At 55.7% G+C, this 17,666-nt stretch carries 14 protein-coding genes; 7 read left to right on the forward strand and 7 right to left on the reverse strand.

Features of this window, described 5'->3' with window-relative positions:
* Window positions 1–4 precede the first annotated feature (4 nt).
* Both accB and UF64_RS04830 read right to left on the reverse strand, forming a co-directional pair.
* Window positions 5–454 (reverse strand): acetyl-CoA carboxylase biotin carboxyl carrier protein, encoded by a 450-nt coding sequence (gene accB, locus UF64_RS04825; RefSeq protein WP_044827486.1) that lies wholly within the window; start codon window positions 452–454, stop codon window positions 5–7.
* A gap of 10 nt (window positions 455–464) precedes the next feature.
* A complete protein-coding gene (locus tag UF64_RS04830; protein WP_161794595.1) occupies window positions 465–752 on the reverse strand; it encodes a type II 3-dehydroquinate dehydratase in 288 nt (95 codons plus the stop codon).
* 286 nt (window positions 753–1,038) lie between these two features.
* Between UF64_RS04830 and thiS the strand changes: the two genes are divergently transcribed.
* Window positions 1,039–2,034 carry a sulfur carrier protein ThiS gene (gene thiS / locus UF64_RS04835; RefSeq protein WP_044827487.1) on the forward strand — a complete coding sequence of 332 codons (996 nt, stop codon included), beginning with the start codon at window positions 1,039–1,041 and terminating at the stop codon, window positions 2,032–2,034.
* A gap of 135 nt (window positions 2,035–2,169) precedes the next feature.
* Here thiS and UF64_RS04840 read toward each other — a convergent pair whose 3' ends face one another.
* The 3 genes from UF64_RS04840 to UF64_RS04850 form a co-directional block, all read right to left on the reverse strand.
* A complete protein-coding gene (locus tag UF64_RS04840) occupies window positions 2,170–2,931 on the reverse strand; it encodes a DsbA family protein (protein ID WP_044827488.1) in 762 nt (253 codons plus the stop codon).
* Window positions 2,932–3,019: 88 nt separating this feature from the next.
* On the reverse strand, window positions 3,020–3,616 hold the full coding sequence (locus UF64_RS04845) for a hypothetical protein (RefSeq protein WP_044827489.1): 597 nt from the start codon (window positions 3,614–3,616) through the stop codon (window positions 3,020–3,022).
* A 107-nt stretch (window positions 3,617–3,723) separates the two neighbouring features.
* The gene (locus tag UF64_RS04850) at window positions 3,724–5,151 is read right to left on the reverse strand and encodes a M48 family metalloprotease (RefSeq protein ID WP_369792938.1); all 1,428 of its coding nucleotides are present in this window, start codon (window positions 5,149–5,151) and stop codon (window positions 3,724–3,726) included.
* Here UF64_RS04850 and UF64_RS04855 point away from each other — a divergent pair.
* Window positions 5,084–6,472, forward strand: coding sequence for a gamma-glutamyltransferase (locus UF64_RS04855; RefSeq protein WP_044827491.1), 1,389 nt, complete (start codon window positions 5,084–5,086; stop codon window positions 6,470–6,472). The genes UF64_RS04850 and UF64_RS04855 overlap by 68 nt on opposite strands.
* Window positions 6,473–6,542: 70 nt before the next feature.
* Window positions 6,543–7,694 (forward strand): pyridoxal phosphate-dependent aminotransferase, encoded by a 1,152-nt coding sequence (locus UF64_RS04860; protein ID WP_044827492.1) that lies wholly within the window; start codon window positions 6,543–6,545, stop codon window positions 7,692–7,694.
* Window positions 7,695–7,708: 14 nt separating this feature from the next.
* On the opposite strand, the gene UF64_RS04865 is transcribed toward UF64_RS04860, so the two are convergent.
* Together UF64_RS04865 and UF64_RS04870 are read right to left on the reverse strand one after the other, a co-directional pair.
* Window positions 7,709–8,071, reverse strand: a complete 363-nt coding sequence (locus UF64_RS04865) for a hypothetical protein (protein ID WP_044827493.1) — start codon at window positions 8,069–8,071, stop codon at window positions 7,709–7,711.
* 117 nt (window positions 8,072–8,188) lie between these two features.
* Window positions 8,189–11,182 (reverse strand): ribonuclease E/G, encoded by a 2,994-nt coding sequence (locus tag UF64_RS04870; protein WP_044827494.1) that lies wholly within the window; start codon window positions 11,180–11,182, stop codon window positions 8,189–8,191.
* A gap of 682 nt (window positions 11,183–11,864) precedes the next feature.
* Here UF64_RS04870 and UF64_RS04875 point away from each other — a divergent pair.
* From UF64_RS04875 to UF64_RS04890, 4 genes are all read left to right on the forward strand, one after another.
* Window positions 11,865–13,118, forward strand: coding sequence for an N-acetylmuramoyl-L-alanine amidase (locus UF64_RS04875; RefSeq protein ID WP_052657454.1), 1,254 nt, complete (start codon window positions 11,865–11,867; stop codon window positions 13,116–13,118).
* Window positions 13,119–13,386: 268 nt separating this feature from the next.
* Window positions 13,387–15,810, forward strand: a complete 2,424-nt coding sequence (locus UF64_RS04880; RefSeq protein WP_044827495.1) for a penicillin-binding protein 1A — start codon at window positions 13,387–13,389, stop codon at window positions 15,808–15,810.
* Between the two features lie 185 nt (window positions 15,811–15,995).
* Window positions 15,996–17,124 (forward strand): peptide chain release factor 2 gene (gene prfB / locus UF64_RS04885; protein ID WP_152630606.1). Its coding sequence is split into 2 segments (ribosomal slippage): window positions 15,996–16,064 and window positions 16,066–17,124, totalling 1,128 coding nucleotides; the frame shifts between segments, so codons are not numbered across the junction.
* Window positions 17,125–17,378: 254 nt separating this feature from the next.
* A complete protein-coding gene (locus tag UF64_RS04890) occupies window positions 17,379–17,633 on the forward strand; it encodes a hypothetical protein (RefSeq protein WP_044827497.1) in 255 nt (84 codons plus the stop codon).
* Window positions 17,634–17,666 lie beyond the last annotated feature (33 nt).

Here is a 17,666-nt window from a genome sequence, read left to right on the forward strand (position 1 = left end):
CGGCTTATTCAATAATGACTAGCGGCTCGTCATATTCGACCGGATGGCCGTCGGTCGCCAGAATCTGGGTGACCTTGCCCGATTTCGGGGCGCGGATCGGGTTGAAGGTCTTCATCGCTTCGATCAGCATCAGGGTCTGACCTTCGGAAACCGAGGAGCCAACCGAGATGAACGGTGCTGCACCCGGTTCCGGTGCGAAATAGACAACGCCGACCATCGGCGATTTGACCGCACCCGGGTGGGATCCGGCATCAGACGGTGCCGCAGCAGCAGGTGCCGCAGCCGGTGCCGGCGCAGCAGCAGGGGCGGCAGCCGGAGCAGCAACCATGGTGCCCTGACGGGCAACGCGAATGCGGTTGTCACCTGCGGCAACTTCAATTTCGGTCAGATTGGTGTCGTCCAGCAGCTCTGCGAGCTGGCGAATGGCGTCATTGTCGATGTTGAACTTGCTCATTTCGATATCTTTATGATGGTGTGTGGATCAATCCGCGCATGGCATCCAGGGCGTTCTTGGTGCTCCGGGAGCCAAAGCCATAGATCATGCCGTTTAAAGCTTTCGAGACGTATAATTCGTGTCTGAATGCATTCCGCTTTTGAATGTTGGACAGATGAAACCCGAATTTCGCCAACGCAGAAGCGGCGAAAGAATCAAGGTTCGCAACCGATGTGTGCGTATATGCCTTAGCATTGCCAAGAATGCCAGAGTCTTCTTGTCGGTTTTGTCTAAAACCAGTCAACTCGTTCACTTCCATTCTTGCTTCGGGGCATTCGATGCACTTCTGTCCGCAGGGCATCCAGTCCCTGCATGCCCAACATTTGGTGTTGCGTTTATAACACGACTAAAGTCTGACGCAACTTTGCATTGGCCTTTGCAACGCCGCCTTGATGGCGAATAGGTCTGGCTTATGTCTGGTCCGTGGGATCGGGTATGTGGACAAAGCCAAAAAGGTACGCAAGACAGCTTGCTTCAGGCGAATGTGCTGCGCATACTGCGCGGCAATCGTGAAGATTTTGATACCAAAGGGATGAAACGAAAAGATGCGTCTGACGATCAACGGTGAAGACCGCACCATCGAAAATGCCGGAAACGTTGCCGAACTTCTTGGCGAACTTGGAATCGCCCAGACCAAGGTCGCGGTTGAGCGCAATCTGGAAATCGTTCCCAAAACCGCTTACGGCGAAACTCCGCTTGCCGAAGGCGACAAATTCGAAATCGTCCATTTCATCGGCGGCGGTTCACATGAGGCCGGTTTGGCCGCTGCTGACGACGATGGTTTCGTCGTTGCGGGCAAGAAATTCTCATCGCGTCTTCTTGTCGGTACGGGCAAATACAAGGATTTTGAAGAAACCAAAATCGCGATTGAGGCATCGGGGGCGGAAATCGTCACCGTTGCTGTGCGCCGTGTAAACCTGATCGATCCGAACCAGCCGATGCTGGTCGATTATGTCGATCCGAAAAAATACACTTATCTGCCCAATACCGCGGGCTGCTTTACGGCCGATGATGCGGTGCGGACACTGCGCCTTGCACGTGAAGCAGGTGGTTGGAACCTGGTAAAGCTCGAAGTGCTGGGCGATCAGGCAACGCTCTATCCCAATATGCCTGAAACGCTCAAGGCGGCCGATGCACTGATCAAGGATGGCTTTGATGTCATGGTTTACTGCAGCGATGACCCCATTCAGGCCAAGATGCTCGAAGATATGGGCTGCTGCGCGATCATGCCGCTGGGTTCCCTGATTGGGTCCGGCATGGGTATTTTGAACCCGGTCAATATCGCGCTGATCAAGGAAAACGCCAATGTGCCGGTTCTGGTTGATGCCGGGGTCGGGACCGCATCAGACGCCGCGGTTGCAATGGAGCTTGGCTGTGACGGTGTTTTGATGAACACGGCCATCGCCGGGGCAAAGGACCCGATCCGCATGGCGCGTGCAATGAAACATGCCATCATTGCCGGGCGTGAATCCTTCCTGGCTGGCCGCATGCCGAAAAAGAAATATGCCGATCCGTCTTCGCCACTGGCCGGGATCATCTGATCAGCAATTGCTTGCGAAATACGACAAAATAAAAGGGCCGTTTCGATTGTGAAACGGCCCTTGGCTTTTTTTATTAAGACGGCGAAACAACCAAACTGCACATGTTGGCCGTTTCGGGATGCCTGCCTGTCTGGATCAGGAAGCGTCCTTCAGGCCGGCATCGACCAGCGCATTGACGCGATCCATATCCGCACCCGATACCATCGTGCCGTTGATCAAGAAGGCCGGGGTGCCCGAAATGCCAACCGCACGGGCCATCGCCGAATATTGCGCAATCATGCCCGTGATTTCAGGTGCCTTCATATCTTCAAGCATCTGGTCGACATCAACACCGGCACCTGCGGCCAGTTCATTGATGCGGTCCTGATCAAGAAGGCCGCGGTTGGTCATGAAGGCTTCGTGGGTTTCCATGTATTTGCCCTGCTTGGCAGCGGCAAGGGCCGCGCGCGCGGCAAGGGTGCTTTCCTCGCGGAGGATCGGGAATTCGATAAACAGGGTGCGGACCTTGCCGTCACTGTTTTCGACAATTTCCTTCACGCCATCAAAGGCGCGTTTGCAATATCCGCAGTGATAATCAAAGAACTCGATCACGGTGACCGGGGCATCCACCGGGCCGATGGACGGAACGGTGCTGTCCGCCACAAGCGCATCCCAGACCGGAACGATGGCTTCTGCCTGCTGGCGGGACTGCTCAGCCGCCTGCCAGGTCTGAACATTCTGGATGGCACGCAGCAGAACGTCCGGGTTTTCAAGCAGATACTGTTCGATAACGCCTTCGATTTCAGCTTTCTGGTCGGTGCTAAGCGCGTCGTCAGCGATGGCAACATTTGCACCAAACAGCATGCTCATGCCAAGAGCCGTACCTGCAACAAAGCGTTTTGCGATCTGGGAAGTCATAGGGCGTCCTTTTGTCTCTCTGGTCAGTGGTGACGGGATGTACCTGACCCTGATTGAATGTGATGGTTTTTGATACGTGATCTGGTTGCTAACGGGAAAGTAAAATATGCGTTAGGTGTGTGACACTGTTCTCTACCGGGGCATGATCCGTACCCGACACAAGCCCGATCCAGACAAGCCGCACCTCGTCTGCGGGCGCATCTGGCCAATAGCGCCGATAAAGTGTTGCCAGATCAAAGTATTCCCGGTGCCATTCCCCGTAACGCACCGAATACTGGCCAATCGCAATGCGGACTTCATGATCGACCCCCGGTTTACCCGATCCAAGATCGTTTTCGGTCCAGTTGCCTTGTGCTTGTCGCCGGAAACCCAGAACCAGTTCAACATCGCCGACCTGTGCGGCACTGTTAAATTGCCAGTCAAAGGACAGGAACGGAGACGCCAGAACGATGACGTTGGTCCGTCGGCCGATTTCAAATGATCCCAGTCCCGGTCGGGCGGCAAGAGCAATGCGCCCGTCCTTGTCTTCCCAACTGAGTGGCCCGGGATCGCCATTCTGGCCCACCTGCCAATAGCGCGGCGGGTTGCTAAGCGAAAATGGCGCATAAAGCAGTTTCAAATCACCGCCAACATCCACACCGGCACCGGGTAGGGAACACCCGGCCAAACCGCTAATCAAGCTCATGGTTCCCAGTGTCCCTGCTGTTCCGATCACAGACGCCAAAAGGCCCCTGCGTGTGAACGCACGGGCCTTGGGGGACGTGTTGTGTGGGACAGCGCTGTGGGGCGTGCTCAATTGGGTTTGTCCTTGCCTTCACCCTCGCTCTTGCCTGGAACACCGTCAGGGTTTGTAGCCTGCAATATATCCTGCGCGCGCAGCCAGGTTGCCGTTCCTTTTTCAAGTTTCCGGTCTGCCTGTACCGCGTGATAACTTGCGGCCTGTCGATCACCGGTCAAAAGGCTGTATTCCGCCTGTGAAAGCGACGCTTCGCCTTCGTTGCCCAAACGGTTTTCGACAATGGCACGGAAACGCCATGCTGATGCATTGCCACGTTCGCGTGACAATACTCCGATCAGATTTTCCTTGGCTGGCGCAAGATAGGCTTCGTCACCGGTTTCGATCATCGCATGTGCCAGAAGCAACCGGATCAACGGTGCGCCATTGGAAAGATCAGTTGCCTGCTGCAATGGCGGGATGGCATCGCGTGCACGACCGAATTCCAGAAGAATCTGACCTTTCAGTTCCTCGAAATACGGGTTCGATGGTTCTTCGGCGATCAGGCCTTCGATGATCTCAAGTGCTGGTTCAAGCTGTGAGTCGCGGTAATAGGCGATGGAACGTGCATAGCGCGCCGGAATGCTTGTATCGCTTTCCGGGTAGGTGCGCATCGTATTCTGGATGTGGTTGGTAAAGGCAAACAGCTTGGCGCGCATGCGGGCATGGCGCTCGTAAAGTTCCGGGCTGACCTTGGTGTCCTTGAGCGGTGAGTTGTTGACGTAATTTTTAAGGAAATCGACACGCTCGACGGTCAGCGGGTGGCTTCGCAGATACGGGTCCTGGCTGGCGGTACTCAGCAATTCCTGACCTTCAAGGGTTTGCATGAATTCGAGCATCCCGCGCGATGAAATTCCCGCATTGGTGAGGAACTTCACACCGGCTTGGTCAGCACTGCTTTCCTGGGTACGGGAATAGGCAAGGAAGTTACGGGTTGCGACGTTCTGACCACCCAGAATGGCGGCCGTGCCAACGTCAGAACGGCCTGCAGCAACACCTGCAGCAACACCGGCAATGGTGGACAGAATGGAGATCGCAGACGCGTTGCGCAGCTGGTCATGAACACGCGAAAGATGGCCGCCGGCAATGTGACCGGTCTCGTGGGCCATCACCCCGATAACCTGTTCTGGAGTCTCTGCTTTTAACAGCAGCCCAGTATTGATAAAAAGCTTTTGGCCCCCGGCAACAAATGCGTTCAAGCTGTTGTCGGAAACGATATAAACTGACACGCCATTCGGATCGAGGCCAGCCGCCCTGAAAATGGGCGTGGCATACATTCGGAGGGTTTCCTCGATCTCTGTATCGCGGATAAAAGAGCGACCCTGCGCGAAAACCGTGCTAGGCAGGGCAACAAGGAAAATGGCAGTGAGAGTAATAATGCGTCTGAGCAAAATGTGCGTTCCATATTTTCGTTCGATTGATGTCGGTTCCGTGCCGACGCGCAAGCCATCATGGCGGATCGCGTTCGCAATCGCAATGACTGCCGGTCTTGCTGCATGTAGTGCTAATGAAACAGAAAATATTGGTCAAATAGGGGCAGTCTCTGGCTACTTCGGTGGCGTGGTTGCCGACGAGCCGCGCGCAGTGCGCAATGCCCGCGATGTTTTGTCGGCTGGCGGGACGGCGGCGGACGCGGCCGTTGCACTTTATGCCACTATGACCGTGACCAAGCCATCTGTTGCCGGTATCGGTGGCGGCGGGGTTTGTGTCGTGCATGACCGTGCGACCAAGAAGGTCGAAGTCCTTGATTTCTGGCCGCGTCCGGGGACCCGCACCGGCTCTGATCAAACCGCAACCACGGTCCCGACCGTACCGCGCGGCCTTTACGCGCTGAGTGCCCGTTATGGTCGTTTGCAGTGGGGCTCGCTGATCAGTGCGGCTGAACAATATGCTCGCCTGGGTGTGCCGGTCTCGCGCTCGCTGGTTAATGATATCGAAGCCAACCGGGCTCGGATCGAAGCCAGCCCGGCACTGCGCGCCACCTTCATGCCTGATGGCAAAATGTTGGAAGTCGGCGATCGTATTCGTGCGGTCAACCTTGCAGCCCTTCTGACTTCGCTTCGCGTCAAGGGACCGGGCGAGTTTTATAATGGTGCATTGGGTGCCGATATCGCCAATGCCGTGACTGCGGCGGGTGGCACGCTTACCGCCGAAGACATGCGCACCTATCGTCCGCAATGGAAAACCGCGACCGAGGTCAAGGTTGGCAACGAAACGCTTTATCTTGCCTATCCGCCGCGCGCCAATTCCGGCGCCTCGGTGATCAGCGAGGGCGGTGAGCTTGCCGATATCCTCAACCGGTATCTCGCGGATATCGCATCGGGGACCGAGGCAGCTCAGGCCAATGCCGGACGCAGTGGCTTTGTCGTGGTGGATCGGGCGGCCAATGCAGTTGCCTGTGTGACGACCATGAACAAGCCGTTTGGTGCGGGGCTTGGCGCAGACGCCTTTGGTCTTAACCTTGCCGCTGGCGATGCTGCGATGGTTTCGCCCCCGCTGATGGGCCCGGCACTGATGGTGAACCCGTTTGTCTGGGAATACTATTACGGCATTGCCGGAACAGGCACGCCAGCCGGTGCAACCAAACAGATTGCCACCATGGCCGAAGACCTGATTGGTAGTGGTGCCGCATCCGGTGTCGCGCTTAATTCCAATGGGGCGTCTTCGGTTAATGTCATCAAGTGCCTTGAAGGTACGCCACCTCATCCGGAAAGCTGCCAGTTCCTTGCCGATCCGGCTGGTGGCGGCATGGCCGGAACCCGCTAATCAAAGATCAACCAACAGGGCAGGGAACAACCTGCCCTGTTGTTCTTGAACCCATGTCAGGACCCCACAAATGGCATTGAAACAATCCCTTCGCGGCGCAATTTCGCCCTTTATCGTGATGGATGTCATGCGCGCGGCCAATGCGCGCGAAAAGGAAGGCAAGGCTGTCTATCACCTCGAAGTCGGCCAGCCCGGAACCCCGGCACCGCGCAAGGTGCGCGAAGCCGCAGCCAAGGCGCTTGAGTCTGATCTGATTGGCTATACCAATGCCATGGGCATTGACCCGCTGCGCGAAGCGATTGCCGGGCATTACAAGACCAAGTTTGGTGTTTCGGTCGATCCGGCGCGGGTTTGTGTCGCCAGTGGGTCTTCCTCTATCTTTGTGCTGGCGTTTTTGGCGGCCTTTGACGCGGGTGACCGGGTTGCGATGGCTGCCCCCGGTTATCCCGCCTATCACAACATCCTGAGCGCGCTTGGCATTGATACCGTCAATCTGCCCGCAGGACCGGATACCCATTATCAGCCGACCGTTCAGATGCTGCGTGATCTTGATGAGCCGGTCGATGGCCTGATCGTTGCCAGCCCGTCCAACCCGGCTGGCAGCATGATTGATGTCGAGACCTACCGCGAACTGGCGACCTATTGCCGTGATAACGGCATTCGCCTGATCAGTGACGAGATCTATCAGGGTATTTCATTTGGCGATGTGGCGGAATGCACCGCCCTTGAATTCGGTGATGAGGCGATCATCATCAACAGCTTCTCGAAATACTTTTCCATGACCGGCTGGCGTCTGGGTTGGGCGATTGTGCCACCTGATCTGATGCGTGCGGTCGAATGCCTGCAGCAGAACCTGTTTATCTCGGCCCCGGCATTGTCACAGCTGGCCGCGGTGGCGGCATTTGATTGTGAGGACGAGCTACAGGCCAATATCGCGGCCTATGCGCGCAATCGTGAAATCCTGCTCGAAGGTTTGCCCAAGGCCGGTTTCACCAAATTTGCCCCGGCCGATGGTGCGTTTTACCTTTATGCCGATGTCCGCGAACTGACCAGCGACAGCGAAGCCTTCTGCAAACAGATGCTTGAAGAAACCGGTGTTGCGACGACGCCCGGCACCGATTTCGACCGGATGCGCGGCAAGGGCTATGTCCGCTTCTCGTTTGCGCACAGCGAAGAAACCATGATCGGCGCGGTCAAGGCGCTTCAGAACTGGAAGCGGTAAATTCTCTTCCAGACTTATCGGTAACGCCCCTCTAGTCCCTGGCTGTCAGCTTTTTCGACGACCTCTTTGATGAGGTATAGGGTGAGGGGTGTTTGCCGAACTTTGTCCGTCATAGAGTAACTGCCGCGTTTGGCGAAGGACGCATAAAAATAGCTATGCAGTATCGAACCAAGGCAGCAGAACGCGGAAAAAATTGTCGCACAAACAAGAATTATGATTGGCAATGAAAATTGGTGAAGTGCGTCTATGTCCAATATTTTGAGCAACGTAAGGGCGTAGAAGACGAAAGCGGCGGCTATATCCAAGGCGATAATTGCGCCAAGGAGTTTGCCCCATCTTTTGAACGTCATCTGAGGATGAAATATCTTCTTTTCCATAACTCTCTGCCTCTTGCGCCAATCTGCTGTAAATCATCCCCAAAAGCGCTGAAGCTTTAAACAAAAAAAAGACCGCTGAATTTCAGCGGTCTTTTTTCTTTTTTTGATCGAACGAAATCAGCGACCAAGGCTCCACCAGCCGCGCTTTTTCGGCTTCGGCTTTTCATCCTTTGCCGGTTCCGCAGCAGGGGCTGCTTCCGGTGCCGGGGCAGGAGCCGGTTCAGCAGCTTTTTCTGCCGGGGCTTCTGCCTTCGGAGCTTCCTTTTTTGGAGCCGGGGTGCTGACTTCTGCCGGGGCAGCGGCCGGAGTGCTTGCCGCTTCCGGTTTTGCTTCGCTCGGTGCTTCCGACTGTGCTTCCGGGGCCGGGCCAGACTGGATCGGGATGTTTTTTACATCGCGTTCGTTGCCCTCGTCATTGCGATCCGAACGGGTGTTGCGGTCACGACGATTGCGACGGTTGTCATTGCGATCACGACGCGGACGGGCCGGGGCCGGGGCAGTGGTGCTGCGCGAACGTCCGGTGCGAACGCCTTCCTGATCGAAGCTGTCTGCATCCTGACCTTCGCTGTCGGCGTCGATCACGGTGTCTTCGGCGGCACCGTCCGGTGCTTCGTGATCGCGGTTGCGGCGAGCAGCCGTCAGGGCCGGATCATCAGCAGGCGAACGGGTACGGTTGCCATCAAAGTCCTGACGGCGCGAACGACGGCGACCACCACGTTTGCCGCGACGGCGGCGCTTGCGGTTGCTGTCATCATCATCATCGTCGTCGTCATTACTGTTGCGATCATTGTTGTCAGACGCATCATCACTGTCGCCCGATGCATCCTGCTGGTGATCGTTATTGCGATCATCGCGGTCATCGTTGCGGCCACGGCGGCGACGGCGACGACGACGGCGCTTGCCGCCCTGATCGTCATCTTCGCTGCGTTCGATGTCATCTTCTTCGTCATCCGTATCAACCGGATTTTCAATCGCGGTTAGCGAAACGCTGTCTGTATTGAGGACGGCCGAGGTTTCTTCGACTTCGTCACCCTTTTTCGCACGGGTGCGCTCGATCCGGTGGTCCGGCGAAATCAGGCTGTCATCACCAAAGATCATGACGCTGAAGCCATAACGGCTTTCGATTTCACCAAGCGAGTCACGTTTGCGGTTCAGGATATAAAGCGCGACTTCACTTGCGACATGGACGGTCAGCGCGCCGGAACGGCGACGCATGCCTTCTTCCTCGATCACGCGCAGCAGATGAAGGGCTGCACTTTCGATCGAACGGACAAGGCCGACACCACGACAGTGGGTGCAAACTTCAAACGCGCTTTCGACCAGCGACGGACGCAGGCGCTGACGCGACATTTCAAGCAGACCAAACGGGCTGATGCGACCGATCTGCAGACGGGCACGGTCGTTGCGCATTGCTTCTTTCAGCTTGCGCTCGACGGATGCCTGGTTGCGGTGGTCTTCCATGTCGATGAAGTCGACAACGATCAGACCAGCAAGGTCACGTAGGCGCAGCTGGCGTGCCAGTTCTTCGGCCGCTTCAAGGTTGGTCTTGTAAGCAGTTTCTTCGATGTTGCGTTCGCGGGTCGAACGGCCGGAGTTAACGTCAACCGCGACCAGTGCTTCGGTCGGGTTGATAACAAGATAACCACCGGATTTAAGCTGTACGACCGGGTTGAGCATCGCATCAAGCTGGCTTTCCACCTGGAAACGGTGGAACAGCGGTACGCCCTGATCCTTGTAGGGCTGCACACGCTTGGCATGCGACGGCATCAGCATTTTCATGAAGTCTTTGGCAACCCGGTAACCTTCGTCACCTTCGACCAGCACTTCATCGACATCACGTGCATAAAGGTCACGGATGGAACGTTTGATCAGATCGGCTTCTTCGTAAATCAGGCATGGTGCCTGGCTCTGAAGGGTGGTTTCGCGGATACGATCCCACAGACGCATCAGATAATCGAAGTCGCGCTTGATTTCGGCTTTGGTCCGTTCGGCACCGGCGGTACGAACGATAACCGCCATGCCATCAGGAATCTCAAGCTCTGCCAGAATGGATTTCAGACGCTTGCGGTCCTTGGCATTGGTGATCTTGCGCGAAATGCCGCCACCACGCGGGGTGTTTGGCATAAGGACACAATAACGACCGGCCAGCGACAGGAAGGTCGAAAGAGCAGCACCCTTGTTGCCGCGCTCTTCCTTGACGACCTGAACCAGAATGATCTGGCGGCGTTTGATGACTTCCTGGATCTTGTAGCGTTTCTGAAGCTGACGGCTGTGCGATTCGACGAATTCGTCGCTGTCGTCACCGCCAAGGTCTTCGATGTCTTCTTCAACATCGGCGGTCGCATCAAGTGCGGTCACTTCGTTGGCATCATCGCCTTCGGCATCGACATCAACGTCAAGTTCGGCGATCTCTGCCGACATCGCAGCGTTGCCGCCGGTCGGGGTGTCATCACCATCTGATCCGTTATCGTCGCTGCCTTCGGAAGTGGTGCTTGCATCTGCGTCCGAACCGGCTGCTTCGACCTCGTCGCTTTTCTTGCGACGGTTGCGCGGACGACGACGGCGCGGCTTGGCTTCTTCTTCCTCGCCAGAACCGGCATTGTCGGCTGCGGCGTCAGAAGGTGCGTCGGAAGTTGCATCAGACTGGGCAGGGGCCTCGGTCGTTGCGCCGGCGTCTTGGGCTTCTGCATCAGACGTGTCGGATGCTTCGTCCTTATCCTTTGCGCGCGGTTTGCGGCGCGAACGGGAACGCGACGGTTTCTTTTCTTTTTTCGGGCTGTCTTCGCCATCGCCGATATTGTCTTCGACGATCTCGGCGTCCTTGACCTGTGCGTTGCTTTGAGCAATCGCCTCGCGGTCGGCAACCGGAATTTGGTAATAGTCGGAATGGATTTCGCTAAAGGCAAGGAACCCGTGACGGTTTCCGCCGTAGTCAACAAAGGCCGCCTGAAGCGACGGTTCTACCCGCGTGACTTTCGCGAGGTAGATATTACCCTTGATCTGTTTTTTCGTCGAAGTTTCGACGTCGTATTCTTCTAGGCGATTTCCGTTAATAACAACGACGCGGCTTTCTTCCGCGTGCGTTGCATCAATAAGCATGCGTTTGACCATTCGGAACCTGTTCCTGTAGGCCCCGCCAGTTCAATGCTACGGGCGCAATTGCGCTGATATGCAAACAAACCGGCGTGTCCGGAGGCGCCGCCCATAAAGGTCGCGATATGTCCTGTATGTATCTGGGTCATCGCGTGTCGGCTGCTCTTCCGGTTGGACCTGGTTTTGGTGTTGAAACAAAAGAATTAGATTGCGTGTCTTTTCGAGCGCGCCAAGACAGCCTTTTTGAGGAGGGCTCTATCGGGAGCGGGAATTGCCGCGTCACCGAGACACCGACCGTAAGAACTGCACTCGTCGCGTCCTCAGCCTGGTGGCATTTTGATTACTTACCACAAAGCTATTAGGAATCTCGGGTGCAACATATCTCTTTTATGCGTATGCTACAAACAGTTTTGTTGCGCGATGTGACGACTTTCTGACAGTAACTTGTAAAAACACACAGAAATCCGCGCCATTTTCCTTTTGGCGATTTATTTCCGGCAAATATATGAAAAGACACTGTTTTTGCCGTGTCATCATTTGCCTTTGTCATCGCGGAAAGTTGAAAGACGCGATCACCAAGTTCTGGTGTTGGTCAATTGCCCGTTAACCAACGCATTGCTATAAGCGGTGAACAGATACTCTTGCAGGGTAACAGGCGCTGAAACGACACATGCATTCACAGCACGCGAATTCACTTTCCATGACGAAAAACGCATCATCGCGATCGATCCTGGCCAAAATCGGCAGGTCGATGATGGTGCTGTTTGCGCTGGTGTTTGCAGCCCAGATGATCGCATCAACGGCATCGGCCCAACCGGCCAAGGTGCTTGGCGCGCGTTTGGGCGTTTATCCTGATTACACCCGCTTTGTGATCGACCTTGATCAGGATGTCGACTTTACCTATTTCCTGCTGCCCGATCCGTATCGCATCATCATCGATATGCCTGAAATTGACTGGAATGCGCCTCCGGGTAAGGTGACGTCGGGTGGTGGGCTTATTTCCGGTCTGCGCTATGGTCTGTTTAAACCGGGCACGTTCCGTGTCGTTCTCGATATTGCGCAGCCGTCACTGGTGTCCAAGATTTTCTCCCTGCCGCCCGGTGGCGGGAAGCCCAACCGACTAGTCGTGGATATTAAACCGACACAACGTGACGCCTTCCTGACGGCTTCGCGCCAAAGCATGGAAGCCTATTCCGCACGCAGCCGTAACGACACCAGCGCCACCGAACAAAGTGTGGATGTCGCTGTTCAATCCGGCCGGGGTGGCGATGAAAAGCCGTTGATTGCGATTGATGCCGGCCATGGCGGGGTTGATCCCGGTGCCATCGGGGTGGGTAATGTCTATGAAAAGGACCTGACCCTTGCTGCTGCCCGCCAGCTTGCCGAAACATTGACAGCATCGGGGCGCTATCGCGTGCTTTTGACGCGCGACAAGGATGTGTTCCTGAAACTCCGTCAACGCGTGGACATCGCGCGCAAGGCCGGGGCGGATCTGTTCATTTCCCTGCATGCAGATTCCATCGGCAATCCCAAGCATCGCGGCGCATCGGTCTATACCCTGTCTGAAAACGCATCGGATAAAGAGGCCGCCGCCTTGGCATCAAAGGAAAACAAGGCCGACGTCATCGCCGGTATTGATCTTTCTGATGAAAACACGCTGGTGCAGAGCATCCTGATTGATCTGGCACAGCGGGAAACCATGAACCTGTCGGCAACCTTGGCGGCCAACATGGTCACCCAGCTTGCCCAAAGCATTGAATTGCAACGCCGCACCCATCGATTTGCCGGTTTTGCGGTTCTGAAGGCACCTGATATCCCCTCCGCCCTGTTTGAAATGGGATATTTGTCAAACGCGACGGATGCCAAGCTGTTGCAAAGCCCGGCCCATCGCAAAAAGATTGCCGATGCCGTCATGCGGGCAATTGATATCTATTTCGAGAAGCACAAGTTCTAAAAGCTGGGTTCGCGTTTGCTGCCTTTGGGATCAATCCGGCCTTTGCGGCGTTGATTGAGGGTGGTTGTGCGCGCTGTTTCTGAAATAAAAGCTGCCGGGCGTGGCGGCTGTCACAACCTCGTCATTATTTTGCCGCTATAATGCGGGCAAATCCGGGTTTTCGGCACAGACGGGCGAAATGTCTGCCGGGACATTGCATTTCCGATAAGAGTGCATGAATATGCCCCCTTGTCGGATCAGGCCAACAAAATGAAAAAGACCTGCTTACATGCGTATTTTACTTAGTATTTTCGGCTTTCTGTTCTTGATGGCGGTTGCGGGCGGTGCCGGTATGCTGGCGATCTTCTGGCATTTTGGTCAGGGACTTCCCGATTACACCCAGCTTGAAAATTACGAGCCCGAGGTCATGACACGCGTTCATGCATCTGACGGGGCACTGATTGCCGAATATGCCCGTGAAAAGCGCGTTTTCGTGCCGATTTCGGCTATCCCGCACAAGGTTGTTGATGCCTTTGTCGCGGCCGAGGACAAGAACTTCTTTTCCCACCCGGGTATCGATTTTGCGTCTGTCCTGCGCGCCGCTGTCACCAACGTTGTCAATTTGGGGACAGGCAAACGCCCGGTTGGCGCATCGACGATCACCCAGCAGGTCGCCAAGAACTTCCTTCTGACCAACGAAGTTTCGTATGAGCGTAAAATCAAGGAAGCCATCCTGTCCTTCAGGATCGAGCGGGCCTTTTCCAAGGAACATATCCTTGAGTTGTATCTGAACGAGATTTACCTCGGCAGTGGCAGCTATGGCGTGGCTGCAGCAGCCTTGCGTTATTTCGACAAGTCGCTTGATGAGCTGAATGTCGAAGAAGCGGCCTATCTTGCCGCCCTGCCAAAGGCACCTTCGAACTATCACCCGGTCCGTAACCATGATGAAGCCAAGGCGCGCCGTAACTGGGTGATTGGCCGGATGCTGGAAGAAAAATACATCACCGAGGCTGAGGCACAGGCGGCGTGGTCATCCCCGCTCGTTGGTAAAAGTCGTGAATCGGTTGATACCTATCAGGCCGATTTCTTTGCAGAGGAAGTCCGTCGCCAGCTTGTTGATCGCTATGGCGAGGGCATGCTTTATGATGGCGGCCTTTCGGTGCGGTCCACCGTGGTTCCACGTTTGCAGGATATCGCGGACAAGGCGCTGTTTGACGGGTTGGTCGAATATGACCGTCGTCATGGCTGGCGCGGTCCGATCACCAATATTGATCTGTCCGGCAACTGGCAGCAGACTCTGCGCGAAGTCGAAACACCGGCTGATATCCCGTGGGATCGCGCGGTTGTCCTTGATACCGACGCCAATGAAGCAAAACTCGGCCTTCTGAATGGCGAGCAGGGCCGCATTCCGCTGCGCTTCCTGACATGGGCGCGCCCGTGGCAAAAGGGGCAGACGCTGGGTGCTGTTGTGAATAGCCCGTCGGATGTCCTTAAACCCGGCGATGTCATTTACGTCAAACATTTCGCCGAGCTTGATGGCGAACAACTGCCGCCCAATACCTATGGCCTGCGTCAAATCCCGAATGTGAATGGTGGTCTGGTGGCGATGGACCCGCATACCGGCCGTGTTCTGGCGATGTCGGGTGGTTTTTCGCATGACCTTTCGAAATTCAACCGTGCAACCCAGGCCCGTCGTCAGCCGGGCTCGGCCTTCAAGCCGTTTGTTTATCTCGCCGCCCTTGATAAGGGCTTTACCCCATCGACACTGGTGCTTGATGCGCCGTTCGTGATCGATCAGGGGCCGGGACTTGGCAAGTGGAAGCCGGGTAACTATAGCGGCCAGTTCTATGGTCCTTCGACCATGCGTCTGGGGATTGAAAAATCGCGTAACCTGATGACCGTGCGTTTGGCCCAGACCATCGGCATGCCGACTGTGGTCGATTACGCCGAACGGTTTGGCATTGTTGATGAAATGCCAGATGTTCTTTCGATGTCGCTTGGTGCGGCCGAAACCACCGTCATGCGCCTGACCGCTGCCTATGCCGAACTGGTCAATGGCGGCAAGGAAATTACGCCGACCCTGATTGACCGTATTCAGGACCGTCGCGGCAATGTGATTTACCGCCGGGACGAGCGCGAGTGTGCCCAGTGTCAGGACGTGGCATTCCGTAATCAGATGCCGCCGGACCTTCCCGATACCCGCGAACAGCTGACCGATCCGGCCAGTGCGTTCCAGATGGTGCATATCATGGAAGGTGTTGTGTCGCGCGGGACCGGGCGGCGCATTGCAGAGCTTGGCTATCCATTGGCCGGCAAGACCGGCACGACCAATGATTCACGCGATGCCTGGTTTGTCGGTTTCTCGCCTGACTTGGCGGTTGGTGTTTATGTCGGCTTTGATGACAACCGATCCCTTGGTGACAAGGAACAGGGTGCCAGTGCCGCAGCCCCGATCTGGAAGGAATTCATGCGCGGTGCACTTGAAGGCACCAAGGCCATTCCGTTCCGTACCCCGCCGGGCATCCGCATGGTCCGGGTTGAGGCCCGCACCGGTCTTCCTGCCCGTCCGGGCGATCAGGATGTGATCTGGGAAGCGTTCAAACCCGGCACCATCCCGGCTTCAAATGACAGCGTCATTGACGGTGGCTATAGCGGTTCGGGCGCATCGGACAGCAGCGGCGGTGCCGTTGCCGGGCCGGGCGGCATTTACTAAGCCGCCATTCCCGGATCGATCAGTTTTTCCTGATGGAAACGACATGAACCCGGCGCATCAACCGCGCCGGGTTTTTGCATGGTTGCAGGGGTTTCAACCGGGACAAAAACTGTTATAAGCCACGCCGACATTGCCGCATCATCGATGCGACGAAACAGATTTTCAGACGAATAACGGAGACATCAATGCGCGCTGAAGCACAGGCATTGGTCGATGAAATCAAGCAGTCGATGGCACTGCTGAGGAGGCATCTTTGACTGGGATAACGCTCTTAGACGCCTCGACGAACTGAACGCACTCGCCGAAGACCCGACCCTTTGGGACAATGCGGCGAACGCGCAGAAAGTCATGCGTGAACGTACCCAGCTTGATGACGCCATCAATGGCTATAAAAAGCTCGCCCAGGAGCTTGAAGACAGTATCGAACTGATCGAACTTGGCGAGGCCGAGGACGACAGCGAAACGGTCGAGGAGGGCGAAGCAGCCCTGCGTTCGATCCGCGAGATCGCCGCAAAGCGCGAACTTGAAAGCCTGCTTTCGGGCGAAGCCGATTCCAATGATGCCTATCTCGAAATCCATGCCGGTGCCGGCGGGACAGAGGCACAGGATTGGGCATCAATGATGGCGCGCATGTATTACCGTTGGGCAGAGTCCAAGGGTTACAAACTCGAGATGCTTGAAGAAAGTGATGGCGAGGAAGCCGGCATCAAATCGGTGACCTACAAGATCACCGGTCATAATGCCTATGGCTGGCTCAAGAACGAGGTGGGTGTGCATCGTCTGGTGCGAATTTCACCCTATGACAGTTCTGCGCGTCGCCATACCAGCTTCTCGTCTGTTTGGGTTTATCCTGTGATTGACGACGATATCGAAATCGAAATCCTGGATAAGGATCTTCGTGTCGATACCTATCGCGCATCGGGTGCCGGTGGTCAGCACGTTAACAGAACCGATTCTGCTGTGCGTATGACCCATATTCCGACCGGTATTGTTGCCCAGTGTCAGAACGACCGTTCGCAGCATAAAAACCGCGAAACGGCGATGAAGATGCTGAAAGCCCGTCTGTATGAGGCTGAGCTGAAAAAGCGCGAAGCCGAAGCACAGGCAGTCGAAGACAGCAAAACCGACATCGGTTGGGGCCATCAGATCAGATCCTATGTCCTGCAGCCTTATCAGATGATCAAGGATCTGCGTACGGGGACTGAAACGTCTGATACCCAGGGTGTTCTGAACGGCGATCTTGATGCCTTTATGGCAGCAGCCCTTGCCGCCAAGGTCACGGGTTCTGCCGGGGAAATCGAAGATATCGATTGATCGGTCTTTTGATCCTGCCTGAATTTGCAAACACCCCGCTGATCATTCGGTGGGGTGTTTTTCTTTGCGCGGATCAAAACGACAAGAAAACCGACCAAAGTCCGCAAAAATCCCATTTCTGTCACAGAATTGCCGAATAGCTCTGCAAGAGTACGGTCAAGCGCGGCCTGTCAAAAACAACAAATCACCGGCATAGCACGGGGCACTGGCGGGTTGTGCGGAGCAAACATCCATACTCTCACGGGAAGATCCAAATGGCCCATCAGTCCCATGGTCCGGTCGCGGTCGGCGACCAGTTCAAACTCGCTACACCCAACGGTCCGATTTTCGAAGTCATCAAAATCCGCGAAATGGCACCGGTTGATCATGCGCTGATTACCAAGGTGCGTGATACCAAATCCCCAACCCTGATTTCGATCAACACACTGCTTGATCGTGATTTCTATATCCCGGTTCCGCCGGAAAGTCGGCAGCTACCTGACAGTGACGGCATCTTGCGCGGTCTTTGATTGTCAAACGGATCAATACGCTGTTTAGCGCGA

The organism is Thalassospira sp. HJ (genome assembly GCF_000948415.1).
Classification (GTDB): domain Bacteria; phylum Pseudomonadota; class Alphaproteobacteria; order Rhodospirillales; family Thalassospiraceae; genus Thalassospira.

Bases quoted from the DNA above. Each gene is read 5' to 3' on its own strand.
- UF64_RS04870 (WP_044827494.1), bottom strand. From the start codon at position 11,182: ATGGTCAAACGCATGCTTATTGATGCAACGCACGCGGAAGAAAGCCGC.
- thiS (WP_044827487.1), top strand. From the start codon at position 1,039: ATGCGTCTGACGATCAACGGTGAAGACCGCACCATCGAAAATGCCGGA.
- UF64_RS04830 (WP_161794595.1), bottom strand. From the start codon at position 752: ATGGAAGTGAACGAGTTGACTGGTTTTAGACAAAACCGACAAGAAGAC.
- UF64_RS04890 (WP_044827497.1), top strand. From the start codon at position 17,379: ATGGCCCATCAGTCCCATGGTCCGGTCGCGGTCGGCGACCAGTTCAAA.
- UF64_RS04860 (WP_044827492.1), top strand. From the start codon at position 6,543: ATGGCATTGAAACAATCCCTTCGCGGCGCAATTTCGCCCTTTATCGTG.
- UF64_RS04880 (WP_044827495.1), top strand. From the start codon at position 13,387: ATGCGTATTTTACTTAGTATTTTCGGCTTTCTGTTCTTGATGGCGGTT.
- UF64_RS04840 (WP_044827488.1), bottom strand. From the start codon at position 2,931: ATGACTTCCCAGATCGCAAAACGCTTTGTTGCAGGTACGGCTCTTGGC.
- UF64_RS04875 (WP_052657454.1), top strand. From the start codon at position 11,865: ATGACGAAAAACGCATCATCGCGATCGATCCTGGCCAAAATCGGCAGG.
- UF64_RS04855 (WP_044827491.1), top strand. From the start codon at position 5,084: ATGCGTCTGAGCAAAATGTGCGTTCCATATTTTCGTTCGATTGATGTC.
- UF64_RS04845 (WP_044827489.1), bottom strand. From the start codon at position 3,616: ATGAGCTTGATTAGCGGTTTGGCCGGGTGTTCCCTACCCGGTGCCGGT.
- UF64_RS04865 (WP_044827493.1), bottom strand. From the start codon at position 8,071: ATGGAAAAGAAGATATTTCATCCTCAGATGACGTTCAAAAGATGGGGC.
- accB (WP_044827486.1), bottom strand. From the start codon at position 454: ATGAGCAAGTTCAACATCGACAATGACGCCATTCGCCAGCTCGCAGAG.